General features: G+C 55.8%; 25 protein-coding genes. 7 read left to right on the plus strand and 18 right to left on the minus strand.

Annotation, left to right across the window (positions count from 1 at the left end; all coding sequences use genetic code 11):
- Nucleotide 1 precedes the first annotated feature (1 nt).
- The 3 genes from E3E37_RS06485 to E3E37_RS06495 all read right to left on the minus strand — a co-directional run bounded on the left by E3E37_RS06485 (nucleotide 2) and on the right by E3E37_RS06495 (nucleotide 2,208).
- A complete protein-coding gene (locus tag E3E37_RS06485) occupies nucleotides 2–751 on the minus strand; it encodes a biotin/lipoate A/B protein ligase family protein (protein WP_167715917.1) in 750 nt (249 codons plus the stop codon).
- A gap of 456 nt (nucleotides 752–1,207) precedes the next feature.
- Nucleotides 1,208–1,684 (minus strand): signal peptidase I, encoded by a 477-nt coding sequence (locus E3E37_RS06490; protein ID WP_088865409.1) that lies wholly within the window; start codon nucleotides 1,682–1,684, stop codon nucleotides 1,208–1,210.
- Nucleotides 1,657–2,208, minus strand: a complete 552-nt coding sequence (locus E3E37_RS06495; RefSeq protein ID WP_167715920.1) for a DUF531 domain-containing protein — start codon at nucleotides 2,206–2,208, stop codon at nucleotides 1,657–1,659. Before E3E37_RS06495 ends, E3E37_RS06490 begins: the two co-directional genes overlap by 28 nt.
- Nucleotides 2,209–2,271: 63 nt before the next feature.
- On the opposite strand from E3E37_RS06495, the gene E3E37_RS06500 reads away from it, so the two are divergent.
- The 3 genes from E3E37_RS06500 to E3E37_RS06510 are packed head-to-tail and all read left to right on the plus strand — an operon-like array spanning nucleotide 2,272 to nucleotide 5,190.
- Nucleotides 2,272–3,360 (plus strand): hypothetical protein, encoded by a 1,089-nt coding sequence (locus tag E3E37_RS06500; protein ID WP_088865411.1) that lies wholly within the window; start codon nucleotides 2,272–2,274, stop codon nucleotides 3,358–3,360.
- A complete protein-coding gene (locus E3E37_RS06505) occupies nucleotides 3,357–4,292 on the plus strand; it encodes a dipeptidase (protein WP_167715922.1) in 936 nt (311 codons plus the stop codon). Before E3E37_RS06500 ends, E3E37_RS06505 begins: the two co-directional genes overlap by 4 nt.
- A gap of 40 nt (nucleotides 4,293–4,332) precedes the next feature.
- Entirely contained in the window at nucleotides 4,333–5,190 is an 858-nt protein-coding gene (locus E3E37_RS06510) for a methyltransferase domain-containing protein (protein WP_167716351.1), read from the plus strand.
- On the opposite strand, the gene E3E37_RS06515 is transcribed toward E3E37_RS06510, so the two are convergent.
- From E3E37_RS06515 to E3E37_RS06525, 3 genes are read right to left on the minus strand one after another with little or no spacing between them, the layout of a single operon-like run.
- A complete protein-coding gene (locus E3E37_RS06515) occupies nucleotides 5,187–6,584 on the minus strand; it encodes a metal-dependent hydrolase (RefSeq protein ID WP_167715925.1) in 1,398 nt (465 codons plus the stop codon). The genes E3E37_RS06510 and E3E37_RS06515 overlap by 4 nt on opposite strands.
- A 6-nt stretch (nucleotides 6,585–6,590) precedes the next feature.
- The gene (locus E3E37_RS06520; protein WP_167716353.1) at nucleotides 6,591–7,913 is read right to left on the minus strand and encodes a tripartite tricarboxylate transporter permease; all 1,323 of its coding nucleotides are present in this window, start codon (nucleotides 7,911–7,913) and stop codon (nucleotides 6,591–6,593) included.
- Nucleotides 7,914–7,918: 5 nt separating this feature from the next.
- Nucleotides 7,919–10,882: an OB-fold nucleic acid binding domain-containing protein gene (locus E3E37_RS06525; RefSeq protein WP_167715927.1), complete on the minus strand. Its 2,964-nt coding sequence runs from the start codon at nucleotides 10,880–10,882 to the stop codon at nucleotides 7,919–7,921.
- Between the two features lie 155 nt (nucleotides 10,883–11,037).
- Between E3E37_RS06525 and E3E37_RS06530 the strand changes: the two genes are divergently transcribed.
- Nucleotides 11,038–11,811 (plus strand): hypothetical protein, encoded by a 774-nt coding sequence (locus E3E37_RS06530; protein ID WP_167715929.1) that lies wholly within the window; start codon nucleotides 11,038–11,040, stop codon nucleotides 11,809–11,811.
- On the opposite strand, the gene E3E37_RS06535 is transcribed toward E3E37_RS06530, so the two are convergent.
- Nucleotides 11,724–13,589 carry a S9 family peptidase gene (locus tag E3E37_RS06535; protein WP_167715931.1) on the minus strand — a complete coding sequence of 622 codons (1,866 nt, stop codon included), beginning with the start codon at nucleotides 13,587–13,589 and terminating at the stop codon, nucleotides 11,724–11,726. The two genes, E3E37_RS06530 and E3E37_RS06535, sit on opposite strands and share 88 nt — an antisense overlap.
- A 68-nt stretch (nucleotides 13,590–13,657) precedes the next feature.
- Between E3E37_RS06535 and E3E37_RS06540 the strand changes: the two genes are divergently transcribed.
- Nucleotides 13,658–13,987, plus strand: a complete 330-nt coding sequence (locus E3E37_RS06540; protein WP_167715934.1) for a hypothetical protein — start codon at nucleotides 13,658–13,660, stop codon at nucleotides 13,985–13,987.
- On the opposite strand, the gene E3E37_RS06545 is transcribed toward E3E37_RS06540, so the two are convergent.
- Nucleotides 13,952–14,599 (minus strand): serine/threonine protein kinase, encoded by a 648-nt coding sequence (locus E3E37_RS06545; protein ID WP_167715936.1) that lies wholly within the window; start codon nucleotides 14,597–14,599, stop codon nucleotides 13,952–13,954. The two genes, E3E37_RS06540 and E3E37_RS06545, sit on opposite strands and share 36 nt — an antisense overlap.
- A 52-nt stretch (nucleotides 14,600–14,651) precedes the next feature.
- Here E3E37_RS06545 and E3E37_RS06550 point away from each other — a divergent pair, with 52 nt between their 5' ends.
- Entirely contained in the window at nucleotides 14,652–14,879 is a 228-nt protein-coding gene (locus E3E37_RS06550) for an Lrp/AsnC family transcriptional regulator (protein WP_012572508.1), read from the plus strand.
- 55 nt (nucleotides 14,880–14,934) lie between these two features.
- Here E3E37_RS06550 and E3E37_RS06555 read toward each other — a convergent pair whose 3' ends face one another.
- The 3 genes from E3E37_RS06555 to E3E37_RS06565 form a co-directional block, all read right to left on the minus strand.
- Complete coding sequence (locus E3E37_RS06555) at nucleotides 14,935–15,609, minus strand: TIGR00153 family protein (protein WP_167715938.1); 675 nt, start codon at nucleotides 15,607–15,609, stop codon at nucleotides 14,935–14,937.
- 4 nt (nucleotides 15,610–15,613) lie between these two features.
- Entirely contained in the window at nucleotides 15,614–16,783 is a 1,170-nt protein-coding gene (locus E3E37_RS06560; protein WP_206204066.1) for an inorganic phosphate transporter, read from the minus strand.
- Nucleotides 16,784–16,927: 144 nt separating this feature from the next.
- The gene (locus E3E37_RS06565) at nucleotides 16,928–18,544 is read right to left on the minus strand and encodes a metallophosphoesterase (protein WP_167715941.1); all 1,617 of its coding nucleotides are present in this window, start codon (nucleotides 18,542–18,544) and stop codon (nucleotides 16,928–16,930) included.
- Between the two features lie 108 nt (nucleotides 18,545–18,652).
- Between E3E37_RS06565 and E3E37_RS06570 the strand changes: the two genes are divergently transcribed.
- On the plus strand, nucleotides 18,653–19,009 hold the full coding sequence (locus E3E37_RS06570; RefSeq protein WP_167715942.1) for a cupin domain-containing protein: 357 nt from the start codon (nucleotides 18,653–18,655) through the stop codon (nucleotides 19,007–19,009).
- On the opposite strand, the gene E3E37_RS06575 is transcribed toward E3E37_RS06570, so the two are convergent.
- From E3E37_RS06575 to E3E37_RS06605, 7 genes are all read right to left on the minus strand, one after another.
- Nucleotides 19,006–19,575 carry a signal peptidase I gene (locus tag E3E37_RS06575; protein WP_167715944.1) on the minus strand — a complete coding sequence of 190 codons (570 nt, stop codon included), beginning with the start codon at nucleotides 19,573–19,575 and terminating at the stop codon, nucleotides 19,006–19,008. The two genes, E3E37_RS06570 and E3E37_RS06575, sit on opposite strands and share 4 nt — an antisense overlap.
- 11 nt (nucleotides 19,576–19,586) lie before the next feature.
- Nucleotides 19,587–20,699: a DUF2341 domain-containing protein gene (locus E3E37_RS06580; RefSeq protein ID WP_167715946.1), complete on the minus strand. Its 1,113-nt coding sequence runs from the start codon at nucleotides 20,697–20,699 to the stop codon at nucleotides 19,587–19,589.
- Nucleotides 20,700–20,755: 56 nt separating this feature from the next.
- Nucleotides 20,756–21,148 (minus strand): hypothetical protein, encoded by a 393-nt coding sequence (locus tag E3E37_RS06585; RefSeq protein ID WP_167715948.1) that lies wholly within the window; start codon nucleotides 21,146–21,148, stop codon nucleotides 20,756–20,758.
- A gap of 216 nt (nucleotides 21,149–21,364) precedes the next feature.
- Nucleotides 21,365–22,642: a tRNA (N(6)-L-threonylcarbamoyladenosine(37)-C(2))-methylthiotransferase gene (locus E3E37_RS06590; RefSeq protein WP_167715950.1), complete on the minus strand. Its 1,278-nt coding sequence runs from the start codon at nucleotides 22,640–22,642 to the stop codon at nucleotides 21,365–21,367.
- 73 nt (nucleotides 22,643–22,715) lie between these two features.
- Nucleotides 22,716–22,994 carry a hypothetical protein gene (locus tag E3E37_RS06595; RefSeq protein WP_167715951.1) on the minus strand — a complete coding sequence of 93 codons (279 nt, stop codon included), beginning with the start codon at nucleotides 22,992–22,994 and terminating at the stop codon, nucleotides 22,716–22,718.
- Nucleotides 22,995–23,030: 36 nt separating this feature from the next.
- The gene (locus E3E37_RS06600) at nucleotides 23,031–24,317 is read right to left on the minus strand and encodes a 1-deoxy-D-xylulose-5-phosphate synthase (protein WP_167715953.1); all 1,287 of its coding nucleotides are present in this window, start codon (nucleotides 24,315–24,317) and stop codon (nucleotides 23,031–23,033) included.
- A gap of 266 nt (nucleotides 24,318–24,583) precedes the next feature.
- Nucleotides 24,584–24,796 (minus strand): TRAM domain-containing protein, encoded by a 213-nt coding sequence (locus E3E37_RS06605; RefSeq protein ID WP_055430018.1) that lies wholly within the window; start codon nucleotides 24,794–24,796, stop codon nucleotides 24,584–24,586.
- Nucleotides 24,797–24,920: the final 124 nt, after the last annotated feature.

A 24,920-nucleotide genomic window follows, 5' to 3' on the forward strand; every position in this document is an offset into this window, starting at 1 on the left:
TTCAGCGGCTCTCGTTCCATTCAGGATTCCCGTATTTCTCCTCCACCAGCCTCTCGGCGAGCTGGAGCTCGTAGTCCGTCAGCTGGCCCTCTTCCAGCTCAAACGCGGCAAAGAACTTGTCTTTCAGCAGCTCGTAGGCCTCCCAGCGGTTCAGCTTTATCCCCTCGCGCTCCAGGGTGGTGACGCGCTCCCAGATGCTTGAAACGCCCTTATCGGAGAGCTTGACCTTCGAGACCCTCAGAACCTTCGCGAGGACTTCAACGCGCGTCGCGTACATGAAGGTGCCGTGCTGGAGTATAACCCCCTTCCTCCTCGTCTGGGCCGAGCCGCTTATCTTTTTCCTGCTGGCGACGATGTCGTTAAGGCCGGCAAAGCCGGCATCAAGGCCAAGCTCTCTCAGGGCATCTACCAGCGGGCCGGCTAAGTAGCGGTAGCTGCTCTCGACGTTCCTGAGCATGGGGTGGTAGTCCTCGCCGATGACCACCGAGTACGTTATCTCGCCGAACTCGTCGTGGAACACCGAACCGCCGCCGGTTATCCTGCGGACGACGGGAATACCGAGCTTCCTCGCCTCCCCCAGGTTGACGTCATGGACGATGCTCTGGAATCTCCCGATTGTCACCGAGCTCGGCGAGAAGGCGTAGAGCCTGACCGTGTCGGGGACCTTGCCCTCAATCCTCGCGCGCATTATTGCCTCGTCTATCGCCATCTGAACCTCAGGTCGGGCAACTATGAGCGGAATGAACCTCATGCCATCACCAAAGTTAAAAAATCAAGAGCGTTTTTAAGTCCAGCGATGATGACGCCCAAGCCCTCCTGAGAGGGGTGATGAGAGCGGTCACCACTGAGCGGATAAGAAACTTTGCCCTCGCAAAGTTTCATCAAAGCCCGCGACCCATTAAAAATCAGGAGCAAGTTAGGGTGCACCTCTTAAAAGCCCTCAAACGTGCTGAGATTTCAGTTAGTTAGGGGGCAGTTGTTTCTGAGTCTACTTTCTTTTGACGCCCGTAGGGCGTCGTACTTTGAGGGACTCGATAGAAAATCCGCCCTTCGATGCTGAAATCACCATAAATCCGCCGTTTAACAGGTGCGCAGACTCAGGAGAAAAAACTAAAAGGAGCCAAACTTTCCGCCAGCGCTTTGCAAAGCAAAGGGCTGCCGGTCAGGGGCCGATTAGCTCATCACAGCTCAGTCACCTACCCTCACATCATCCCAGGCCGAGGTGTTCCCTGATTATCAGCGGGATGAGGCCAATCTTCGGGAAGACGAGCAGGGCTTTGTCCTCAACCGCGTAGGCCGGGACACAGGGTATCATCCCGTAGGGGGTCGGATAATCCGGATCGGGCGCCCAGTTGTTGTCCCCCCAGGTTACGAAACACTTCTCCACCTTACCCCCCAGTTCAACGGTCTTTATATCCCTAACGCGGTGAATGATGGGATACTCGTAACCGGGGCGTTTGTAGACTATGACGTCGTTGAGGTGAACGTCGTCTATGTTCTCCTCGTTTATGCCCTTGAGCAGGACGACGTCTCCCCTGTAGAACACCGGCTCCATGGACTCGCTGACGACTATCACCAGGGGCGAGTCCGTGTGAAGGGCCACCTTGAGACCCGTCTGAAGGGTGAAGACGGCCAGCAGGGCTATAAGTACCCAGGCTAAATCTTTTTTCCATGAGTCCTCCATCTCAGCGCCTCCATGAGGGTGCTTATTCTCGCGGGTATGGCACCTATTGCGGTGCACGTTTCGAGGCTCACCCTCTTTCCGGTGATATCCATATGATAACGGGCTATCTTAAAGATTTCCTTCGGGAGACCGTGTCTCCCGAGGCCGACGAGCAGGAGAAAACTCTCACCGCGGAGGGCCCTCTCGGCGAGCTCCAGTGGGGTTATCTCCTTTTCTTCACTCGGCTTTCTTGTCGTTGCCACGGGGATTCCAAACTGAGGCGGAAAACCCCTCTTTGGAAACTCCAGGAGGTGGAAGCGGCTCCTCTCAGCCAGCTCAAGGAGGTACCTGCCTCCCTCACCTATGGTCGTGTGGGTGCTTATCTCCTCAGCAACGTCGAGGGATTTTCCCTCGAAGGGAAAGCCGACGAGGGCCAGATGGAAGCCGTATGAGTACGCTATTGGACCCGCCCTGGCTATCGCCCTTAAGTGGGCCTCGTGAAGCTTTTTGGGGTCATACGTGTTGTAAAGCGCCAGCGTCAACATCGTTCCTCACTCAGAGTGTCCAACAAAGGTTTATAAGGATTTAGAACGGATTAAATAGTTAGTATGACGACGCGAGAGGAGATAGAACTACTAGTGGAGAGGAGATACTACGAGGAGGCTCTGTCCAAAGTTCACAAGCTGAACGACCCCCTCGACCAGATAGAGGTTCTCACGGACATAGCCGTTGCCATATACGAGCACGGCGGACCACAGGAGTGGATTCCGAGCATAATAGAGGACGCGATGTACATAGCCAAGAAGCTCAAGGACCCCGCCAACAAGGCTGTGGCCTACTCGACGATAGCTTCCTCCCTCGCGAGAATGGAGTACGAAGAGGACGCGATGGACTTCTTCAACAGGGCCATAGACGAGACGGATGGCATAAAAAGCCCCATAGAGAAGGGAGTGGTTCTCTCGGAGCTGGCCTATCACCTGGCCCTCGCCGGTCGTCCCGACACGGCCCTCGAACTGTTCAACATAGCCTTCGATACCATAATAGGAGCCGAGATAGGCTACAACCTCAAGGTGGACGGCATAATAAGAATAGGAGAGCTCCTTGAGAAGGCTGGCGACACGCTACCCTCAAACAAGGCCCTCGACTTTTACAGGATGGCATTCGATATATTCGACAAGCTTCACGTCAACCAGCGCGCGGCCATAGTCGAGAAGAAGATAGAGCTGGCCCAGACCGTTTATGACGTCGGCCTTCCGGCCATACGGCGGGCCCTCCTCGAAGGGAGGAACCACTACGCCCTAGCCCTCATAGAGAAGAAATACGCAGGCGTTGTGAGGCTCATCGGGGAGCTGGAGGTCGCCCTCTGGATGAAGAGAGTTAACAACATAGAGTACCTGGACATAGTGGACAAGGCCTTTGAACACTGCGAGAGTCCACGCTTCACTGAGGCTAACGTTCAGAAGATAGCCCGGCTTCTGACCGAACTTGGGAGCCTAAAGAGGGCACTCGAATTCGCGAGGGAGATAAAGGACGTCCGCAAGAGGAGCGATGCGCTCAGGGCAATAGCCCTGGAGCTGGCGAGGAGGAAAGAATTCGAGGAAGCCAGAGAAATCGTGAGAAGCATACCAGACCCCAGAATAAAGACCGAGGCGCTGACGGAGATAATAGCCATAGAGGAGGCCAGTGAGGGGATATGATATTCGACGCCCATTCAGACCTCCCAACCTTCGTTTACGATGAGCGGAAGGCAGGAAAAACTCGCGTCCTGGAGGAGAACTTCGAGCGCTTCTTCGCCCCGGGAATAGGCGCGCGAGTCATGGCGATATGGACGAGGCCAGACAGAAGGAGCAACGCGACCGTCTACGGACTGGAGGTTCTGAACGCCTTCATCAGGGACATCGAGGAGAGCGAGCACTTCGAACTCGTGACAACCGTTGACGGCATGAAAAGGACCATCGAGGGAGGAAGGGTCGCCCTATGGCTCGGCCTGGAGGGAGGGGAGCCGATAGGGGAGAGTATACACCTCCTTGAGGTCTTCCATCGCCTTGGACTGAGGGTTCTGACGCTCACATGGAGCCTGAGGAACGCGATAGCCGATGGGGTCTTCGAGAGAACCGGCGGAGGGCTTACCAACTTCGGAGTCGAGGTCGTCGGAAAGGCCGAGGAGCTTGGCATAGTGATGGACCTGAGCCACATAAACGAGGCCGGCTTCTGGGACGCGCTGGAGGTCACCTCCTTCCCAGTGATTGCCTCGCACTCCAACGCAAGGAAGCTCTGCGACCACCCGAGGAACCTAACGGACGAACAGCTGAAGGCGATAGCGGAGAGGGACGGCGTCGTTGGAGCGGTCGCGATACCGAGCTTCGTTCACAGAGAAAAGCCCACGCTGGAAAGGTACGTGGAGCACATAGCATACATGGCGGACCTGATTGGCTACAGGCACGTCGGCCTCGGCTTCGACTTCGTCTACTACCTTCCAGGCTGGAGCGGGAGGAGCGTGGAGGGCTTTGAGGACGAATCCAGGATTCCTGCGCTCGTCGAGAGGCTGGGAGAGAACTTCAGCGAAAAAGAGATCGAGGCTATAACCTTTAAGAACTTCGAGCGCGTTTTTGAGAGGGTCGTGGGTTAGGTTTTTATTCCCCCGTCCCCAGCACTGCACGGTGGGAGTTATGGACGAGCTCTACTTTCTGACAGCGAGGGAGGCGAGAAGGCTTCTCTTCTCCGGGGGGAACGTCAGGCTCAACCTCGATCTAAGGAAAACCAGCAGGGCGTGGGAGATAAAACGGGAGGGAGAGGATTTCATCTTCCCCGACGGAACGAGGGTTTCGCGGGACGTTCTGGAGAGAATCGCGAGGGACGAGGGGAGCGTTTACTTCGTCAAAAACGGCATCTACAAGGCGGCCATAGCGGGGGAACACTTCTACAAGCTCGTCCCGACGATTCCGCCGACGATTGAGATAAACGGCATCAGGATGCACAGGACAAAGGAAGTGAACCCCCTCCAGGACACGAGGAACAAGGTGAACGCGGTGAAGCCAAAGGAAGGGGAGACCGTTCTCGACACCTGCATGGGACTCGGCTACACGGCCATAGAAGCCTCAAAGCGCGGGGCGTACGTCATAACCATCGAGAAGGACCCGAACGTGATTGAGCTTGCCAGAATAAACCCCTGGAGCAGGGAACTCTTCACGGGGGGAAAGGTTCAGGTTATTCAGGGCGACGCCTTCGAGGTCGTGAAACGCTTTAGAGATGAGAGCTTTGACGCGATAATCCACGACCCGCCGCGCTTTTCTTTAGCGGGCCAGCTCTACTCGGAGGAGTTCTACGGCGAGCTCTTCAGGGTTCTCAAACCTGACGGAAGGCTCTTCCACTACGTCGGGAACCCCGGGAAGAAGTACCGGAGGAAGGACCTGCAGAGGGGCGTCATGGAGAGGCTGAGGAGGGCGGGCTTCGTTGGCGTTAAGCGCGTTGAGGAAGCTCTCGGCGTCGTGGCGAGAAAACCGGAAAACAAAGGAGGGAAGGATTAAATCCCTCCGACCTCCTCCATCTCCTCAAAGGCCTCGAGGTTCGTGTAGTAGTCCATGAGCTCGGAGATCTCCCTTCTAAGCCTGAAGCTCCTGACTATCGCTATGGCAAAGCCTACTATCGACGGCCAGGCCAGGAGGAGCAGCAGCTTGGCGTCGCTCATCGGTATCGGCCTCGGGTCGGTGAAGCGGTTGAAGTTCCATATCATGAAGGATATCATCAGCCAGGCCGTCGAGAAGTTGGTCAGGCCGCTGCCGCTCTCGCCGAGCTTGAAGCCCGGGACGACGTCCTTCGTGATGGGAGGAAGCAGGTTGCTCCCCATGAAGCCGAGCTGGTCCTCGAAGACGTGGAGCCACTGGCCGATCATCGAGGCGAGTGCCAGCTCCGTGGCGTGCTCGTAGCCGATCAGCTTGAAGAGGGCGAAGACGACGAGGCCTATTATCATGCCCATCGTGAGGGAGTGGCTGAAGCCGTGGTGCCAGGGCAGGAAGCGGTCCTTGACGACCGTCTTGCCCCTGAACTCGGCCCTCCTGAAGGCTATCTCCGGGCCGGAGAAGGAGTCTATCCTGGTGGGCTTGGGGTAGGTCTTGATGAAGGGCACGCTCACCTTGGCCACGCCGTACTTCCTGTACTCGGGCACTTCGCCACCTATCGCGACACCTCCAGGCGTTACTATCGGCCCCATCTCGACGCGGACTTCCCTCCTGGGCGGGTCGAGGTGAACCAGAAAGCGCCTGTAAACGTCGCCAGGAAGGCGAATGTTGTGTATCTTGACTATCCTCTCGCCCTCGCGGTAGGCCTCCTCGATGGCCCTCGCTATGGTGTCCGCTATGCCCTGCGGGTGGGGGGCATCGCTGACGACGAGCTTGAGGCCATCCTCATCGACATCGACGTAGCCGAAGACGAGTATCTCCTTGCCCTCCTCAATCTTTCCGAACTCCTCCTCGAAGAACTCGTAGTCGTCGCCGAAGGCCTCGACGGTTATCTTCCCCGTTCCGTCGTTGAGGGTGAAGACTATGCTATTGTACTCCTCCGTGACGGTCTCCTCGCTTCCGTCCTCGCGGAGGACCTTGTAGGAGACCTTCCCGGAGCCCCTGACGAGTATATCCTCCACCGTTCCCTCGATGGCAAAGAACTGGTAGCGGTTTTCCTCGCTCAGCTCGCTTACCTTGACGAGCTTCGGCGCGTAGTGCTTCTTCTCGTCCCAGGGGGCGGGGTCTATCTCGTAGTCCCTCCTCGCCAGGAACTTTCCGAACTTGAAGTCCACGAAGTCCGGGAAATAGGCGGAGGCGGCCGCGATGACCGGAATGAGTATGCCCAGCCTTAGATCACCGACGAGGGCGGCGAAGAAGGTCGCCGCCGCGAGGCCCGAGATGTAGTGGGTGAATCCCCTCATCTCACATCACCCCAGTCCGAGCAGGTGCATGAAGTAGCCGGTGTGGCCGGTCATGCTGATGAGCACGGGCAGGATAAGTCCACCGAGGCAGTAGCTCCTCCTGGTGTTGAAGGCAGCCGCCATCAGGCCTATCGCCGTCGATACGAAGAGCACCGCCAGCCCCATCGGGCCGGTGAGGAGGTAGCTTATCACGACGAGCGTCACCGCAACAACGTAGGAGAGCTTCTTGATGTGGACGACGTTGAAGCTCTTGGCTAGGAACCTGGAGAGGTAGTAGGTGAAGAGGAAGCTTATGCCCGCGCTGAGCAGTATGGCACCTATCGCGGCCAGATACTCCGCGTAGCTCTTGGGGGTGTAGATTGAGCTGACGAGCCACGCAGCGGCTCCCCTCGTGAGCCTCAGCTGGGGCAGGAAGAGGAGCGTGAAGGCTCCGACGTAGTAGATGACCCTGTTCACCCCCTGGCTTATGATGAAGGCGTCGTCTCCGCGCTGGCTGGTCATGTGGCCCGCTATCAAAGCTCCCATTCCACCGGTGATTATCGGGTAGACGGCCGCTATGGTTCCACCGAGGGCACCGCCGAAGCTGGCCTTGAGGGTGTTGTAGAGGCTGCTCTCGACCCTGTCGTCGGGAACCTGCTCGAGCATCGGCGGGTTGGAGAGTATGTTGAGTATCACCCAGGACATTCCGAAGAAGCCTATGAACATCGGGGTAAGGCGGGTGTAGGCGCTCGTCGTCGGCAGGAGGTTGGTGTTCATCACTATGAATCCCAGCAGGCCCGAGAGGAAGAACACGAGGATTCCACCGAATATCTGCCTCCAAGCCAGCCAGAGCCTCTCCGCCGGTGTTCTTCCGCGGTCGCCCTCCTTGGGCCACTCGCTCATGAACATGAAGACCACTATCGCAACGAGGAAGTAGGTGATGTACGGGCTGGTCGCCTGGTAGATCGGCGGGAGGATCCTCGGGAAGAGGAAGAGCGCGCCGATCACGAGGAAGAGGGTCCCCGCTACCGCTCCGATGAGGTAGAGCAGGACCGCCTCGTGGCCTCTACCAAGGAGGAGGTAGCGCTGTGTGGGGAAGAGGAGGAAGACGGCGCTCTCGTCGGCGACGCTGAAGTAGACGCTCGATATCGCGCTCACGTAGGCGTAGGCGACTATGGCGCCGATGGCAAAGAAGGGGAAGGCCTGGACCGGCATCAGCTCGCCGACGCCGAAGACGGCAACGAGCAGGGCCATTATGTTGAATATGTGAAATCCCGGGATCCAGGATATGAGGGCGCCGAAGAGCACACCGGCGAGGGACCAGATTAAAAGGTCAGAGAGGGGGAGCATGGCCATCACCTCACCTCGATGCAGTCGGCCCTGTAGGGGATCACCTCGACGACCCCCTTGTACTCGGCGACGTAGCCAGCGACCCTGACCGTCTGGCCCTCGCTGAGGTCGGGCTGGGCCACGCTCTTCGGTATGAAGACCACCAGCTCCCCGCTTCCGTCGTCGATGGTCAGCTTGACGAAGGTGCTGCCGGTGTAGACGTCCGTGATGGTCCCCTCAACGACCACGGTCTTCCCGAGGAGGTCGAGGGTAACGTCGCCCGTCCTTAATTCCTCCGCCGGAACCGCTTCAACGACGGTTATGGAAACCACCTCGCCGGCGTCGGCGTCGTAGGTTATCCTCAGCCTGCTTCCCGTTCCCGCCTCCCTCGGGTCCGGGAGGAGCTCCCTCGCAACCCTGAGCTCGGTGCTCCCCGTGTGGTCGTGAATCGTCATCAGGTAGCCCTTATCGTAGCTCAGCCCGTCCCAGGTGACGGTGAGGTTCACCTTACCGGTCGCGTCCGGAAGCTCCGAGACGGTTATCTCCTCTATCCCCTCCACGGGTTCCTCCCCGATAACCACTGCATCGAGGTCGTAGACGATGATCTCGGCCTCGCCGCCGTACTCGTCCACGTAGCCGGCTACGGTGACGCTCTGGCCCTTCCTGACGCTCAGGTTGGCGCCTCCTGGTATGAAGACCGCTATCCCACCGCTCCCGTCATCTACCGTCAGCTTGAGGTTGCTTCCGAGGGTGAAGACGCTCGAAACCGTTCCGTTCACGGCCACGGTCTTGCCCTTCATGGAGAGGTCTATTGAGCCCGTCCTGACCAGCGGCGATGGCTTGGCCCTGGTGACGTTGAGGGAAGTTATCCTGCCGGAGAGCGGGTCGGCTACGATTCTCAGCTCGCTCCCGGTTCCGGCCTTGAGCGGGTTGGGCAGGAGGGAGCGCTCGACGAGCAGGGTTGCGCTTCCGGTGGAGTCGTGGAAGGTCAGGGCGTAGTCTGGCTTCTGGTAGGCAATTGAGTCCCACGTGACCGTCAGGAGGAGCGGCTCCGTGGCGTTCGCGAGTTCGGAGACCGTGCCCTCCCTCGGGCCGGTTTCCTCGACCCTCTCGATCGAGGCCGGGTTGAAGAGCACCACCTCGGGCTCGTCGCGGTATATCTCAACGTATCCGCCGATCCGCACCAAGTCACCCTTGGCAGGGACGTAGGTCAGCCCGTTGGCGGTTGAGCGCGGCACGAAGACAGGCAGCTCGCCGATGGTTATCTTGAGGTTGCCGCTGAGGTTGGCCACCTCCGTGACCCTGCCCACCACTTCAACCAGCTCTCCCCTCATCTCGACCGTGATTTCGTCGGGTCTGAGCGGGGTCGGTGGAATCGGTTCCTCAACGGTGAGGTTCTGTCCCTTCACCAGGCCCTCCTCGATGACGAGGCCCCTGACAACGACCTGGCTTCCGGTTCCGGCCTTGAGCGGGTTGAGGTTCAGCAGGGCCTCCCTCGGGAGAGAAGCCTTGACGCCGTCCACTGTGAGGTAGTAGGTGCCGTTTGCGTAGGTCAGGCCATCGATGGAGCCGACGAAGTCCACGAGCTGGTTAACGTAGTCCCCGAGCTCACCTGCGGTCACTCTCGGGAGCTCTATCTCGCCAGGTGGAACCGGCTCTCCGAGGGCCCTAATCCCTTCTCCGGTGTAAACGACAACCTCGAGCCTTCCACGGTACTCCTCCAGATAACCCCCGACCTCCACGCCGAGGCCGACTTTGAGCTGGGCCAGGGTCTCGTTCGAGAGCTCGGCGAGGGTGGCCGAGGGTATGAAGACGTCCATCCTTCCGGTGCCGTCGTCGATGACCAGCTTGAGGTTCGAGCCTATCCTGTCAACCTCCTCGATGTTACCCTTCACCGCCACCAACGAGCCGCGCATGTCGATGGTCAGCGTCCCTATCGGCCTGAACTCGGGTTTCACAGGCCTGACGACTTCAAGGTAAGCCGCGACGAGCCTGCCGTCGTCCCCCATTCTTCCCGCAACCTTGACCGTGCTCTCGCTGGAGGCGTTGAAGGGGTTGAGGTTCGCGAGAACCTCGCGCGGCACGAGGGCATCGAGGTAGTCTTGACCATCGGTGAGGGTGAGGGCGTAGCGGCCGTTCTCGTAGGTTATTCCGGCCAGCGTCCCCTCAACGGCCATGACCATTCCAGGATAGCGGGATGCCTCGCCTATGGGCACCAGCGGCGCCTCCTCGATGGGAGTTATAGACAGCTGAGTGAGGTTCCTGACGACTATCTCCGGCGAGGTGCCCTTGTAGAGGTAGACTATCCCCGGGGCGTAGAGAGTATCCCCGACCTTGACGGAGAGGTTGTTGAAGACGAGGAGGACCCTCGGGATGAGAACCGAGACGGAGGAATCGCCGGTATCGACGGTCAGCAGGTAGCCAGAGCTGACGTTGGAGAACCCGGTGACGATGCCCTCGACGGCCACGTAGGTGTTGCTCATGTTAACCGTGAGGGACTTGACGAGAGGTGGGTTTTCAGAGTAGAGTTTCGAACGGAACTCCAGGCCGCCGAGGTACTGGAGCATCGAGTAGGTGTAGGTCTCCCTCACGCGGAGCTGGACCTCGGCCGTTATCTCGTCGCCGGGGAAGGGAACCAGGCCTTTCCGTATCATCTCGTCCGCCAGCGGGGAGTAAACGCGGACGTCGATCTGCCCGGTTCCATCGTCGACCGTGAACGTAATGCCGAGCTTTCCACCGGTCTGGGAGACGTAGGGGACGGTAACCACCGTTCCGTTTATCCTCACCACGGCGTAGTTCATCAGGTAGTTGCCGTAGACGTCGCTCACCCTTACGAGCGGTGCCTGGGCGCTCTGGGCAGCAACGAGAAGAACGGCAACGCCGATAACTGAGAGCAGGAGCGAGAGATACTTGAGCCTCGAAACGTCGAGTCTCTTCTGTTCCTTCAGACCGTGATAATAGAGCTTCTTCTCACCCTTCCTCTCGGTCATGAACAGACCCCCGGTTTATTTGACGTAGCAATCCAGTTGATGGGTGCTCTTTTTAACGCTTTCGTGCCAGATGGAGGCAGAAAAGGGCATACCTGGGCAGGAAAGAACTTTACGATGGCAGAAAATAATTTAAATCATGGGAACACAATCACGTCATGCGCGTTATCATGGTCACAGACCAAAAAAGACATCTTTTCCATCGGCTCCTCATCGTCAAGGCAAGCAAGGCTCTCGTTGAGGGAAACAGGGCAGAATTCGAGAAGGTTCTCGGGGACTTCGAGAGGAACTACCTCATGGAGGGGCTGGTGAGATACAGGGAAGAGTCTTTCCTTGAGCTCCTTGGGAAGTACGTTCTTCTGGGAGTTGTTGCGGGGTTCAATAAAGCGGAGGAGCTGATAGTGGAAGCAGAAAAAGGTGGGGTCCGCATCATTGAAGTCGGCGATCCCTACGTTCCCTTCTACCTGGCAGGAACGCTGTTCCTGGAGGGAAAGCCGGTCCCAAAGGAAATCGTGAAAAGATTGCCCGACCCCATCTACGACCTGAACGATGAGGATTACATCGCCTTTCTCCTCAGGCTCTTCGAGCACAACCATCACTTTGGGATAGTCAGCTGTGCCTTCGAGTTCTTCGCCCTGAGAGAGGCCCTTTACATGGGGCTTCTAAAGCCGGAGAAACCCGAAATCTGGAGGGATAAAGGCTGCTTCGTCGGGGTAGTCCAGCTAGAAGGAAACATCGACGACGTTGATGGAGAGTTCAAAATCGCCTGTAGAGATGGGTGGTGCGTTTTTTTACTTCAGAGGGAGCAGAAAAAGGTTGAAGGAAAAGCTAAAAGAGATGGGCCTCAGCTTTCCTTGAGTATCTTCTCCACCTCAAAGCCATCCTCGTACCTTCTCAGCTTCCTCTCGAAGAACTCGATGAAGAGCTTGTAGCGCTTTGCCCTGTGTTTCGGACTTCCACGGACGCTGTGGCCGTGTGGACCGCGCCTGAAGACCGCTATATAGGCCTCCTTGCCCATGTCCTTCAGCACGTTGTAGAACATGAGGCTCTGGTCGAGGGGACAGCGGTAGTCCTCAAGGCTGTGTATCAGCAGTATCGGGGCCTTGACGTTCTCCGCATAGAAGAGGGGGCTTAGCCTGCGGTAGTTCTCGTTTTTGAGCGGGTTCGGGCCGATGACCTCGACGTCGTACCAGAGGCCGATGTCCGAGAAAGCATAGCTCGTCAGCCAGTAGCTTATGCCGTTCTCGCTGATGCCAGCCTTGAAGAGGTCGCTCTGGGTCAGCGCCCAGTTGGTCATGTAGCCGCCGTAGCTTATGCCCGTTATGCCAACCCTCTCGCGGTCGGCCTGGGGCTCAAGCCTGAAGAACTCCTCGATTCCGGCCATTATGTCCTCGAAGTCCCCCAGGCCTGTTCTCTCCAGAACACGGAGCGCGAAGTCCTCGGTGTAGCCGTCGCTGCCGCGCGGGTTCACGAAGACGACGTAGTAGCCCTTGCTCGCCATCAGCTGCATCTCGTAGACGAAGCGGTGGCCGTACATCCCCTTCGGTCCGCCGTGGACGAAGACTATAACCGGCGCCTTCTCGTTCTCCTTCAGCTCGGGCTTCAGGTACCAGCCGTCCACCTCAAGGTCGTTGGTCCTAAAGCGGAAATGCCTCGGCTCGAAGGTCTTTAGCCTGGCGAATATCGGCCCATTGTAGTCCGTCAGTTGTCTCAGCTCGCCGTCGTAGAGGTAGAGTTCGCCTATGCGCGTTGCCGTCATTATTAGGAGCAGAGCTTTGCCCCCGCTCGCATCCAGCCCGTAAATCCAGTGGTTGCCCACAACGACCCTTTCGGCCTTTCCGTCCCAGAGCCAGAGGTTCACGCTTCCAGCGTCCGGAGTGAGGAAGTAAACCTTCCCGTCGGTCAGCTTCGCTCCCCAGACGTCGAGTGGGCCCTCATAGACGGCCTTAAGCTCCCCGTCCCATATGTAGAGCCAGTCGTGCTCGCTGATGAACCGCTTTTCCCTCTTGCCCCTCAGGAGTATCCTTTCCCCGTCGGAATCGATAGCCTCGAAGGAAACGCGCTCGAAGAGCCTCTCCTCCTCGCCGTCCTTCCATAGGTAGATGTCGTGGAACTTGAAGAGGGCCGGCTTGGAACCTTCCCTGTGCGGGACGTTTATGATTATGGCATTGCCGTGCCAGAGGCCGGAGCTGAAGCGGGGTTTCTCAATCTCCTCAAGGATTTCCTCGCTTTCGGTGTCGAGGACCCAGAATGTTGTTTTCTCCCCGTCGAAGAAGCCCATGCCGTCGAACCAGGCAGGGACGTCGTCGTCGAAGACGAAGTCGTCGTCATCCCTGCGCTTGAAGCCGACAACCAAAAGGCGCCTCGAATCGTCATTCCACTGGAGCGAGCGGACGTTTTTGGTTGAGAGAACCTTTTTGGCGCTGAGGGTCTGGACGTCGGCAACCCACACCTCGGTTTCCTTTTTCTCCTCGTTCGCCCTTGTGAAGGCTATCTTCCTTCCATCGGGAGAGAGCCTCGGCATGGAGGCGTTCTCGATGAAGCGCCTTGAGCCGGTCTCAATGTCCTCAACGACGACCGTGCTCTCGTATTTGTCCTCCTTCAGGTTGGCCTTGGTGAGGGTGTAGGCTACGAGGTTTCCCCTTATCCTCGGGTCGTTCAGGTAGGCAAAGCGAGAAAAGGTCTTCTCGTCCCATTCGATACCGCTCATAACGCTATCACCTATTTGGTAGAGAGCTTTAAAAGTATATAAGCGTAACTACCCGGCCAGGTGAGAGTATGAAGGAAGAGTACGCCGTTGGAATAATACTGGCCGCTGGAATCCTGATCTCGCTCATCCTCAGAACTTACGTGGGAGTTGCTGTGGCGGCCGTTGGAATACCCCTTTACCTGGCTTACATAGCGAGAGAGCAGAACATACTGGCGAAGTCGAGGCTCTACGACAGGGATCTCTTTCTCATGATAGCGATTGCGGTTGTGGTAATACTGGCCTTTAACTACCTCTGGGACCCGAGGATGGGCCTCATAGCGATGGCCGTCGCAATTCCGATGCTGGCCATCTACGCGGACAGACTAAAGGCGAGAAAGAAGGCTCAGAAGGCCCGATAGCTTTCCCGTTCTCTTGTACTCTCTAACGGCCTCCCGCACCTCAACCAAAAAATCCTCCCTCAATCCAAATCTTCTCCTAACGCGGCGCGAGATGTAGTTGTCACTGAGGAAAAGCATTGCCATCGCGGATGTAAGGTTCTTCGGCTTCCTCCAGTTGGCCTTCTCGAAGTCGATTAGGTAAACGCGCTCACCGATTATTATGTGCTTGCCGCCCTGAATCTGACCGTGGTCGAGGCTGAGCCTATCGAGTAAGGCTGTTTTCTCGACTATCTCGAAGAGGTGGCGCTTTTCAATCTCGGCGTGGAGGATTATTTCCCCCTCCGCAAACTCCCGGACGAGGTACTCAAGGCCCTCGAAGACGCCGTAGGTCACAAGCGGTGGGGTTACTCCAAATGGCTCCACCGCGCGGATAATCCCGGCCTCCCTCGCGAAGTTCTGCCTCGGAGAGTCAGGCCGTTGAAGCTTTATAATGACGTTTTTTTCATCTAATCTGGCCCGGAAGATTAGGCTCGTGGTGCCCTTGGCGTAGGGGCCGATTTCCTCAAATCCAAGCCCTCTCAGGTGAGAGTAAAATCGCTCTAATTGAGCTCCGCTTATCAGGTGGTCGAACATAGGCCTCGATAAGCTTAAATACTCCGCCGATAAAATACTTTTGGTGATAGCCATGGTGACGGCTTTTATTTTGATGGTGACGGCCGCTGGAAAGGAAAGGGAAGTTATGGAGAAGCTTCTCGCCATGCCGGAGGTTAAGGAGGCTTACGTGGTCTACGGCGAGTACGACCTCGTCGTAAAGGTAGAGACCGACACCCTAAAGGACCTTGACCAGTTCATCACGGAGAAGATAAGGAAGATGTCCGAGATACAGATGACCTCGACGATGATAGCCATCTGAACCTCTCGTTCTTCTCTCTTGCCATTCTTCCAGGAAAAACGGGAAAGCTGAGGGCTCACTTGTTCATCATGAGCCTTATCCTCTCGGCGGCATCCTTCGCCTTGTCCGAGATGTTGCTGAGCGTTCTGGCGATGTTGAGGATGTAGAACCCGTCTCCCCAGCTCATCGAATCGGCGTTCTCAAAGACCAGCTGCATCAGCTTTGTATCCAGGTCGTCTATCTTGTTCTCAACGCTCTCTATCTGCCGGATTATCTCGTACTCCCTCTTTATCTCACCCTCGGTAAAGCCACTCTCAATGACGCGATCCATCTGAACTATCGCCTCGTGGACGAGTTTTGCCGCCTTGATGCTCTCCGTGCCCATCTGGAGTATGATGTCCTTTATCTCCGCCGGAAGCTCACCGGGCCTCTTGATGAGCAGCCACTTCGCGGTGTCCTCAGCGGCATCGGCAACCTTATCCTGCATGTGGAGATAGATGAGGACATCCTCCCTCGCCACTGCCATCATGAGCTTTGAGCTGAGGGAATCCCTTATCTCCTCCTTTATCCTGTCGGCAACGTCCTCCAAGCGGTCAACCTCGATGGCTATCTTCTTCATCTCCTCGTAGTTCCCCTCGTACCAGTACTGGAGGGCCTTCTCCAGGGTCTCAACGGTGTTGAGCACCACATCAGCGTGCTTTATGAGGGGCTTGAAGGGGCTCTTCGCGAAGAGCTTCGTCCAGACCTGCATGATATCACCCCACCATCATCAGGAACTTGAATATGGCGGCACTGATTAGACCCGCCACTGGAACCGTGACGAACCAGGAGATTATTATGTCCCTAACGATGTTCTTGTTTATTGCCTTTACTCCCCTGGCTAGGCCTATTCCTATGACCGCACCAACGACCGTGTGGGTCGTCGAGATTGGAAGTCCAAGCCAGCTGGCGGCGAGAACAACGGTTGCGGCAGAAAAATCTATGGTGAAACCCCTCGTGTTGGTCAGTTCGGTTATCTTCTTGCCAACAGTTTCCATAACCTTGTAACCGTAGGTGGCAACACCGACCGCTATTCCAAGACCACCCATGGCGAGTATCCACTTGGGGACAGGAACCAGCAGACCCCCCAGTCCCATTGTAGCCACCGCATAGACCGCCGCGACCGGGCCGATTGCGTTGGCGACGTCGTTGGCACCGTGGGCGAGAGCGACGTAGCCGGAGGTGATGACCTGAACCTTCCTGAATATCGCCTCGACCCCTATGAACGGGTCGCTGCTCGGAAAGCGGAGCTTTATGAGGAAGTAGGTCACCACGAACACGATTACACCCAGCGGGATGCCGTACATGAGAACCCCGGTTTTGAGATCCTTCCCGTGAAGAACCTTGATGTAGAACATGGTCCCTATGACAACAAACGCCAGGCCGATCCAGAAGGGCGACCAGATACGGGCACTTCTAACCGGGTCCTTTCTCTCGAATATGCTCTTCGTCAGGGCTTTGAAAATAAAGTAGGCCATTATGGCTCCGATTATGGGGGAGAGAATCCAGCTGAGGACGACCTGCCCCATCTTACCCCAGTTGACTATGGCCGTTCCGGCGTACACTATTCCATAGCCCGCTATGCCTCCGATTATTGAGTGGGTCGTCGAGACGGGCAGGCCGAATTTAGTGGCGATGATCAGCCATATAGTAGCCGCGAGAAGGGCCGCAACCGAGCCGTAAACGAGCACGTTTGGCTCCGTTATCATCGTGGGGTCGAGGATGCCCTTCCTTATCGTTTCGGTGACGCTCTTTCCGAAGAAGTAGGCACCGGCAAACTCAAGGACGCCGGCTATTATAACGGCCTGCTTCGGGGTTATGGCCTTCGCACCCACGGCGGTGCTCATAGAGTTGGCCGCATCATTGGCACCTATCGCCCACGCCATAGAGAATCCAAGGATCACGGTTATCAGCAGCCATACGTCCACCGTTACCACCGACCCCCAATAAGGGACGGTATATAAATATCTTGCCGCAGTAGAATATAGCCAGATACCTTTCGCTATATAGGCATAAATAGAATAAAAGGGTCAGGGGTTCACCTTCACGGGCTCGACCCCTATGTTTCCATCGGCCCCCATCGATAGCCTGACGTAGTGGTAGAAACCTCCCTGGTCGGGAGGCGCGTAGAGCGGTGCCCCTCCGCCGCCCGTTATGAGCATCTGGACGCCGTCCTCCTCGCCGTACCAGTAGATATGAATGTGGCTGAAGATTCCGAAGGCGTTGTACTCCTTCATGAGGGCCAGGAGCTTCTTGCCGTCCTCCGGGTTCATGGCGTGGTCTCCCTCAGGCCTGGGGTCTATTGGCGGGGCGTGGAGAACAAGGACGGGCCTCTTTCCGGCATCCTTCGCCTTCTCCAGCTCCCCTTCAAGCCAAGCAAAGACCTCATCGCTGAGCCCGTAGTCGTTTTCAACGTCGTTTATGAAGATGTAGTAGTAATCCCCGAGGGCGAAGGAATAGTCGTCCGGGCCGAAGAACATGTGGTAGACGTTCACTCCCTCCCCGCGGTACTCGTGGTTACCGGGGGCAAGGAATATCGGCTTGTTCCACTTCCACTCCTTCAGCAGGGCCGCCCACTCGTCAACCTTGCCGGAATAGACGAGGTCGCCGCCGTCGATTACGAAGACAGCATCTTCGGAGTTTATTCCGTCCCGTATCTTCAGGAAGACCTCCGGCGGCTCCTTCCCGCCGTCGGACCTGTGGTCGCCGAAGGCTATCACCCTGTAATCCCCCAGCTCCTTCGGGGCAAGGTGGAAGGAAGTCTCCGAAGTGCTCAGTCTGACCCACGTGTCCCCCGTTTCAGCCCCGTCAGGGAGCTCAAGGACGGAGGGGTTAACGTTCTCGATGACGTAGGTCAGCTCAACGTTCTTCGGGTCTTTAACGTCAACACTGACGTTGAAACCAAGGGCGTGAATGTAGACCGTTGAGCCGTTGACAAGCCGTATGAAGCCTCCTTCAACAGTCACGTTCTCACTGTCAACGACCCGCCAGTTGTAAATAAAGGGCTCCCACGTCTTAAAGGAACTTAGATACCAGTGCTCTCCGTCGTCCGGCACACCGTTCCAGTTGTTGTCCCCTATGACCTTCAGAACGACGCCCTCAAACTCCCCGCTCCTGAGAACATCGTCCGCGTTGGGGGCCTTTCCCGCCGCCAGGTCCAGGGCGTACCTCACGGCCGCACCTGCGCCGGCCTTGCTCGTTCCGGTGAACACGAAATAGGGCTTGCCATCCTGGTTGAAGGCGGCGAAGACACCCTTGTCAGGGCCGACGAACTTGAGGCCAAGCTTGTAGACCACGTAGCCGAAGTAGTCACTGACCGTTATGAGTATCGGTTTGCCCCTCAGCAGTTCCCTGGCGTCGGCTGGCGAGAGTATAGCGACGCCACCGTCGTACTGGCTCGCCGGGAGTATCTGGGCGTTCGGAAAGTATTGCCTGGCCATATCCTCGTAGCCCTCACTTACATAGACCTTCGAAACGTCCGCCAGGCTCTTCCACTGCGCCAGAACCTGACCCTTCTCGTAGCTTCCGAAGTCTATTCCACCGGTGGAGCTTGTGGTTGTTGAGGTCTGGCTCGGTCCGCCCGAACTGATGCAGCCCGAGGCCAGCACAATCAAAACCAGAATGAAGGCAAAAACGGCTTTCTTCATGGAATCACCTTCAGGAAGGTTGGGAACCAGGGCTTAAAGCACTTTCCATTGGGAATCCAAACTCGGCAGGTTTAAATAACTCAAGGCCGAAACTCCTTCGGTGATGCCATGTTCGTCGGACACTACAAGGATGTCCCCGAGAAGGACACCGGTTTTGATGGAGTAACCATCAGATGGCTCGTTTCTCCGAAGCTCGGCGCGAAGAACTACGCCATGCGCTACTTCGTCCTCAGGAAGGGGGCAGAGATCCCAATCCACCAGCACGACTGGGAGCACGAGATATTCATCGTGAGGGGAGAGGGGATAATCACCAACGGAAAGGAAGAGTTCCACGTCAGGGAGGGTAACTTCCTCTACGTCCCGCCCAACGAGCCCCATGGCTACAGGGCGACCGGAGAAACACTGGAGTTCCTCTGCATAATCCCGGCCAAGAGGGAGGCAATCCCCGAGGACGAGTGGGCTTAGCGCCGGTAATGGTAAACCTTTATTTTCTTCCTCCTCAGAACGAGGAGGTCGGCCTTTCTGGACTTCGGACGTACAGGTTCCTCCTCAAGCAGGAGCCAGGCCAGGTCGTAGGCGAGGGAAGCTATAACTATGAGGAAGAGACCGAAGACGATGAGCGGGGTGTAGTACCAGACGACGCCGATTTTGGGGATGACAAAAACCACCCGCCCGATAACCTGCTCAGGATAAACCTGCCAGGGGTCGGTGTAGTTCCTGTTGTCTCCTTTGGTGATGTAGTAGAACCTGCCGCTGGAATCAGGCCTCATGCCCACAATGCGGTGGGTTATCCTGTAGGTCGTGTTACCTATCTCCACACGGTAGAGAACAACGTCCCCCACGTGAAGCTCCTCTGGGGAAACAGGCACCGTGATTACCAGGTCGTTGGGGTTGATGTTCGGCTCCATCGAGTCGGTCAGAATGACGACGTACTGGAAGCCGAAGACGAAGTGGAGAACCACAACTAACGCCACGAAGAACAGGAGGATGTAAGAGGCGATTGAAAGGACGTCGATGCGACGCTTTGACATTAAACCACCACCTAATTAAAGCTACACTCAGCGCCCATCCCAATCACTTCGGCACTGTAATCGGCGTGACGCACTATGTAAACCCAGTCTATGTAGGCTAAAAGGTTGACGGTGGCAAAGAAATCCGCGTTAGCCTGACCAAAGCCGACGGAAATCTCCCTGTTTCTGAAGCGGTTTCTGGTTTCGAAGACGTAAGAGTCTATCAAGGCACCGCTGGAAAACTTCTCGACCCTCCCTGTGCTGTTTGATGGGGAAACAAATATTTCACCCAGGTAATACTGCTTCCCCGCCCTGGAACTGGATTCATACGTGCCAGTGTTGTCGTTTCCAAACTCAAAATGGAACTTGGAGTTCTGATCCTCGTGAATTCCTATGTAGTCGTATCTGTGTCCTTTCCTTCCTACTTTCGCATGGATGAACATGTAGAAGGGGTAGCTCTCGGCACCTTGGGAGTTGGATGCCCTTCTGAACTTGAAAACTATCCGATATTCATCATCAACCACAAGGGTAGTCAACCGGGCTTCTTTGGCCTCCGAGAAAATCCATGTCGATATGGTGGAGTTCACCTTCAGCTTACCCCTTGAGACGCTGAGCTCACCGTCTCCAAAGACCTGGGAATTCAGGAATATTCCTGTGTCCACGTGCTCGTAAGTTCCGAGTCGGTTGAAAGGCTCAAAGTAAACGAACAGCTTTTTCGGCTTTCTGTAACGTCGGTAAGGATTGTCAGAGCCATAGTATATCCTCACAACCCTCCAGCCGTTGGCCGGGAGATAGGGAACCCTGAAGAAGACCGTGAGCACCTTCCGGGTTCTCCTCATCACCCAGTAGTAGAGCGGATTCCCGTCCCCGTCCACGACGTAAACGTTGCCGTAGGTGAGGCTGGGATAGAAGAGAACCCTGCTGGCGGGTATGGTAATGTTAAAGGTGTAGTTGACGAGGTCAGAGCCCTCAAGGTTCGTCACGTTGACGTCGATGTAGTATTTCTCAGCGGTGCAGGAACCTATGGGCTGAACGTTCAGCTCGATGGATGGCACCGAAAACGCCGGCACCAGGGCTAAGGCGAACACCAGGATGAAAACCAGACCCATGATTTTGAGTTTGCCGACGATGGGGTGGCGTGGCATGTGACTTAAGAAGCTTCAAAACAGGAAAAAGTGGGTAAAAGAGACCCGCTAAGGGGTCACGGGTTCGGGCCCTGGTAGACAACATAGACTGTATCGAAACTTCCAAGATCCACCGAACTTGCAAAGGAGAACGTGTAGGTGCCACTACCGTCGAGGTTAACACTAGTATACGTAACTAGGGTCGAACCATCGTAGAGCTTGATATAAACTGTTCCTGAACCCGGATCCGTGGTTACTGAGATTTCACCGCCTGTGACGTAGTCGGGATTAGTGCTGTCAAGGGTCCACGTGATAGTTGCATCGGTAATTGTACTACTAATTACCTTCTGTCCCTGTCCAAGTTCCTGAACAGTAAGGGTTATCGTAGGCACGGCCAGTGCAGCACCGACAAGTGCCAGCACAAGGGCGAGTGCCAGCGGAATTAACCTCTTCTTATTGTTCCTCCTCATGAGGTTTCACCCCTTGAGAGTTATATCAAAGTTTGTTAAGGAATCAAGTCATATTTAAGGTTTGCTCTTCAAATTTAAGCAGACACTCCACAAACCTTTGGAATGAGAACTTGGAAAATATCCGGCCAAACTACGAATCTTAATATTTTGAAAAGTCAACAATATGGTTTGGAAAATCCACTAAGACTTCCTGCCATTATTGGAGAAAATCCAATGCTACGAAAGAACGAATCCTTTGAGATACGTCGAGCCTGCCCACCCAACCTTAACCCGCACGAAGTCGCCGGGCTCGCCGGAGTCGAGGATTATCTCCTTGTAGTTGAACGTCCTGCCCTCAATCCCACCTTTCTTGCCCTCACCGTGGACGAGAACCTCAACTGTTTTCCCGAGGTAGGCACTGTTTATCTCGTAGGCTATCTCCAGCCTGAGCCGGTGGAGCAGTCTCGACCGCTCCTTGACCTTCCAGCCCGGGAGTCCCTTCCATCTGGCCGCTATGGTTCCGGGGCGCGGGGAGTAGCGCGAAACGTTTATTTTATCTGGCCTGACCCTCTTTACCAGCCCGACAGTGTTCTCAAAGGCCTCATCAGTCTCCCCGGGGAAGCCGACGATGATATCCGTGTTGAGGTTCAAGTGGGAAATTCTCCTCCTGAAGGTCCGCACTATCTCCTCGAACTCCTCCACGGTGTACGTTCTGCCCATCTTTCTGAGAATCTCATCGTCGCCGCTCTGAACCGGGAGGTGGAGGAACTTATAGATTTTCTCGTCCCCGTAAGCCTCCACCAGCTCGTCGAGGAACTTTATTGCATGGTTCGGGTTCATCATGCCGACCCTGACCCTGAAATCGCCCTCGATGGCCGTTATCTCGTCGAGTAGCTCGGCCAGGTTAGTCCCGATGTCGAAGCCGTAACAGCCTGTATCCTCGCTCGACAGCTGAATCTCTTTGTAACCCCTCTCGACGGCCTCTTTAACCCACCTGACGACGAGCTCCGGCTTGTAGCTCTTCAGAACTCCCCTGGCGAAGCGCGTGGCACAGTAGGTGCAGGCGTTGAGGCAGCCCTCGCTTATCGGGACGACGAAGGCGACGCCACTCTTCCAGAGCCTTGGGAGTTCGAGCTTGTCTATGCTCCTCTCGCGCCAGCCTTCCACACTCACCAGCTTTCCGCCGCTCTCGGCGACGCTTATCGCCTCAGCTATCCTGTCTATGCTCTTGACGCCGAGGATTCCAGAAACGCGGGAGTCAATCGCGTCGGGATTGACGTGGGGAAGACAGCCGGTGACGATTACCCTCTTGCCGGTATCAAGGAGCTCCTTTATGCGCTCGCGCATGTGCTTCTCGGTGGGGTCTTTAACCGCGCAGGTGTTCACAACAACGTAGTCAGCACTTTCTGGGGTCTCCACCAGCTCATAGCCAGCTCTAAGAAGGATTGCCTCCATTATCTCGGCGTCCGCTTTGTTCCTCGTGCAGCCGTATGTCTCGACGTGAACCCTAACCATCGGTGCCGGCTGGACTAAGGAGTTTAAAAAGGGTGCGGTTCAAGTTCGGGAACCCAAGCGAGACCCATCATGCTCAGGAGCACGGAGAGCCCCAGGAAAAGAAAAACTGCCACGAAGGCAACCTCCTTTTTATCCACTCCCGAGGCCTGTTGTAGTGTCTCATGGGGAGGAAGGAAAGGGAGCAGACTATCAGGACCGGAATCAATGACGATACCGCTATGAAAAGCGCACCGGGGAGGTAGAGGTCGACGCAATATGCGTCGAGAAGCGCCACCGTCCAGTAGAGCATGACATGTGAGAGAAAAACCGGAATCCCAACTGCAACCCCAATCATTATGGAGTCCTCGTCCACGTTAGCACCCAAAAATTTCGAGAAAACGATAAAAACTCATCGCTCCGTTGTTTGAGAGAGCATTACAACGTATGGACACATGTTTTTAGCGATGATCTTCGCCATCTCATAGTTATAGAGGGGTTGAGCCGTTGGGTCATCTGTGCGCAGTCTGACCATCATCTCCAAGGCCGCATCCCCGTGCTTGAAGTACCATCCCACGGCGTCCTGGATGTAGAGGGACGTTAACGGGTCCTGGGAACAATCGTTAATGGACTCCAGAGCCTCATGCCTCAGACGAAGAACCATCCTGACTTTCTCTGTTGGGGTTCTCAGGGCAGCAAAAGTCGAATTGAGGGCCTCAAATTCGTCAAGATGCCCGTCTATTGCGATTGCGTACAGCAGGTGGTAAGTGGCCGCTGAATAGTAGCCGTTCTCGACTCCAAGGAGACCCCACTTTTTATGGTACTCCTTCCAGTCACACGCCACCTTGAGCATCGTTTCCTCGAATTCGCACGGAACATCAACCCCTGAGAGATTATCCACGAGCGCGTGCACGTTAGTTCTTTGCCCACTGGGATTGAAGGTACCGGGGGTTACATGGCTGATAAGCACCGTTGAGTCCATCAAAAAGCCCCTGGCGAATTCCAGATAACTCGTCACCCAGCTTCCAAGTATACTCACGTTTTCAATCTCCTGAGACGTTGTTGGGTTTGGTATCCTATCAAGCTTTTCCAGGAAGTTACGGGACTGGTTCAGAGAGATTTCCGCCTTGATTATGTTGTCCTCCACCACAAAGCCGGTTATAAGATAGTCCGTGAAGTTAATCCCGCTCCCCAACGTTTGTTTCCACTTTTCAGCCGTTTTGTTCTGTAAAGCTTCCACACTCCGAAACTGCCCACGGACGTACTTAAGGAACTCCGTGCGGTTTGCGAGTGCAAGGGTTGAGCCCAAGTAGTCAGCGGCAAGCACTGCACAGCTCCTGCCCTCTGTGAGGGCGGCGTAAAACTGAGCCCTGCGTTGATACGAATAGGTCCTGTTAAGGCAGGCATCGATGTCTCCTATTTCGTCATCCGAGACATTCAGCTTGAGAAGCATCTCCCTAAGCTCCAGGACTCGCTCAATGGCACGTCCAACGTCTTCGTCATCCACCTTTTGATTCAGATAGGCCCAATGGGTGGAATTGTAGCTCAGTTTAAACGTCTCAAGGTCCGTTTGAACCAAGTTAAGGGTGTTGTTGAGCTCTACCTCCGCCCTTATTGCCCTCTCGTGCTGAATATGCTTTGAGTAAGCCAAGAACCCAAAAACCACCAGAAAAAGAAGGAAAAGGACCTTCGTGTTCATGGTTATCCCCCTTCAGTCCCTGCCCAGTTGGCGTAGTAGACTCGTGAAACCCAGGGGCTTCCCCACATTGTAGAGTCTCTCCTATGCGAATTTCTCGTTGTAATGTTACTCAGTGATTTTTATAAAATTTTCTACGATTTACATTGCAATCAATATTTTCATTTAGAGTAGTATGATGAAATGCGCTCAGTTTCAGGACAAGAGGCTCAAGCTTACGTTTTGAACCTTAGAAAACAGGTCAGAATTGAGAATAAGAGGAAAGGAAATCAGATGACTTCCGCGAAAGCGAACTTCCTCTTGACCGAGTTAATGACGATCTCGACCTCGTCGCCGACCTGAGTGTTCGGGACGAAGATAACGAAGCCCTTTATCTTGGCGATACCATCGCCACCCTTTCCAAGGCTCTCGATCCTAACTCTATACCTTTCTCCAACCTTAACAGGGGCTTCGTAGCCACCGCCAAATCCATCTCCATACATATCCAACACCAACTCTTTCAACTTTCAGGGCCCTTCAGGGAAAACTCCGAGAAGAGTCCCAATGATGGGTCGGCCCGAGGGTATATAAAGCTTTGGGTGATTTTTAGGCTCTTAAAGTCACTAA

Origin of the sequence: Thermococcus sp. ES12 (assembly GCF_012027515.1) — an archaeon.
In the GTDB taxonomy this organism is placed as follows: domain Archaea; phylum Methanobacteriota_B; class Thermococci; order Thermococcales; family Thermococcaceae; genus Thermococcus; species Thermococcus barossii.

Bases quoted from the DNA above. Each gene is read 5' to 3' on its own strand.
- E3E37_RS06485 (WP_167715917.1), bottom strand. From the start codon at position 751: ATGAGGTTCATTCCGCTCATAGTTGCCCGACCTGAGGTTCAGATGGCG.
- E3E37_RS06490 (WP_088865409.1), bottom strand. From the start codon at position 1,684: ATGGAGGACTCATGGAAAAAAGATTTAGCCTGGGTACTTATAGCCCTG.
- E3E37_RS06495 (WP_167715920.1), bottom strand. From the start codon at position 2,208: ATGTTGACGCTGGCGCTTTACAACACGTATGACCCCAAAAAGCTTCAC.
- E3E37_RS06500 (WP_088865411.1), top strand. From the start codon at position 2,272: ATGACGACGCGAGAGGAGATAGAACTACTAGTGGAGAGGAGATACTAC.
- E3E37_RS06505 (WP_167715922.1), top strand. From the start codon at position 3,357: ATGATATTCGACGCCCATTCAGACCTCCCAACCTTCGTTTACGATGAG.
- E3E37_RS06510 (WP_167716351.1), top strand. From the start codon at position 4,333: ATGGACGAGCTCTACTTTCTGACAGCGAGGGAGGCGAGAAGGCTTCTC.
- E3E37_RS06515 (WP_167715925.1), bottom strand. From the start codon at position 6,584: ATGAGGGGATTCACCCACTACATCTCGGGCCTCGCGGCGGCGACCTTC.
- E3E37_RS06520 (WP_167716353.1), bottom strand. From the start codon at position 7,913: ATGCTCCCCCTCTCTGACCTTTTAATCTGGTCCCTCGCCGGTGTGCTC.
- E3E37_RS06525 (WP_167715927.1), bottom strand. From the start codon at position 10,882: ATGACCGAGAGGAAGGGTGAGAAGAAGCTCTATTATCACGGTCTGAAG.
- E3E37_RS06530 (WP_167715929.1), top strand. From the start codon at position 11,038: ATGCGCGTTATCATGGTCACAGACCAAAAAAGACATCTTTTCCATCGG.
- E3E37_RS06535 (WP_167715931.1), bottom strand. From the start codon at position 13,589: ATGAGCGGTATCGAATGGGACGAGAAGACCTTTTCTCGCTTTGCCTAC.
- E3E37_RS06540 (WP_167715934.1), top strand. From the start codon at position 13,658: ATGAAGGAAGAGTACGCCGTTGGAATAATACTGGCCGCTGGAATCCTG.
- E3E37_RS06545 (WP_167715936.1), bottom strand. From the start codon at position 14,599: ATGTTCGACCACCTGATAAGCGGAGCTCAATTAGAGCGATTTTACTCT.
- E3E37_RS06550 (WP_012572508.1), top strand. From the start codon at position 14,652: ATGGTGACGGCTTTTATTTTGATGGTGACGGCCGCTGGAAAGGAAAGG.
- E3E37_RS06555 (WP_167715938.1), bottom strand. From the start codon at position 15,609: ATGCAGGTCTGGACGAAGCTCTTCGCGAAGAGCCCCTTCAAGCCCCTC.
- E3E37_RS06560 (WP_206204066.1), bottom strand. From the start codon at position 16,783: ATGGCGTGGGCGATAGGTGCCAATGATGCGGCCAACTCTATGAGCACC.
- E3E37_RS06565 (WP_167715941.1), bottom strand. From the start codon at position 18,544: ATGAAGAAAGCCGTTTTTGCCTTCATTCTGGTTTTGATTGTGCTGGCC.
- E3E37_RS06570 (WP_167715942.1), top strand. From the start codon at position 18,653: ATGTTCGTCGGACACTACAAGGATGTCCCCGAGAAGGACACCGGTTTT.
- E3E37_RS06575 (WP_167715944.1), bottom strand. From the start codon at position 19,575: ATGTCAAAGCGTCGCATCGACGTCCTTTCAATCGCCTCTTACATCCTC.
- E3E37_RS06580 (WP_167715946.1), bottom strand. From the start codon at position 20,699: ATGCCACGCCACCCCATCGTCGGCAAACTCAAAATCATGGGTCTGGTT.
- E3E37_RS06585 (WP_167715948.1), bottom strand. From the start codon at position 21,148: ATGAGGAGGAACAATAAGAAGAGGTTAATTCCGCTGGCACTCGCCCTT.
- E3E37_RS06590 (WP_167715950.1), bottom strand. From the start codon at position 22,642: ATGGTTAGGGTTCACGTCGAGACATACGGCTGCACGAGGAACAAAGCG.
- E3E37_RS06600 (WP_167715953.1), bottom strand. From the start codon at position 24,317: ATGAACACGAAGGTCCTTTTCCTTCTTTTTCTGGTGGTTTTTGGGTTC.
- E3E37_RS06605 (WP_055430018.1), bottom strand. From the start codon at position 24,796: ATGTATGGAGATGGATTTGGCGGTGGCTACGAAGCCCCTGTTAAGGTT.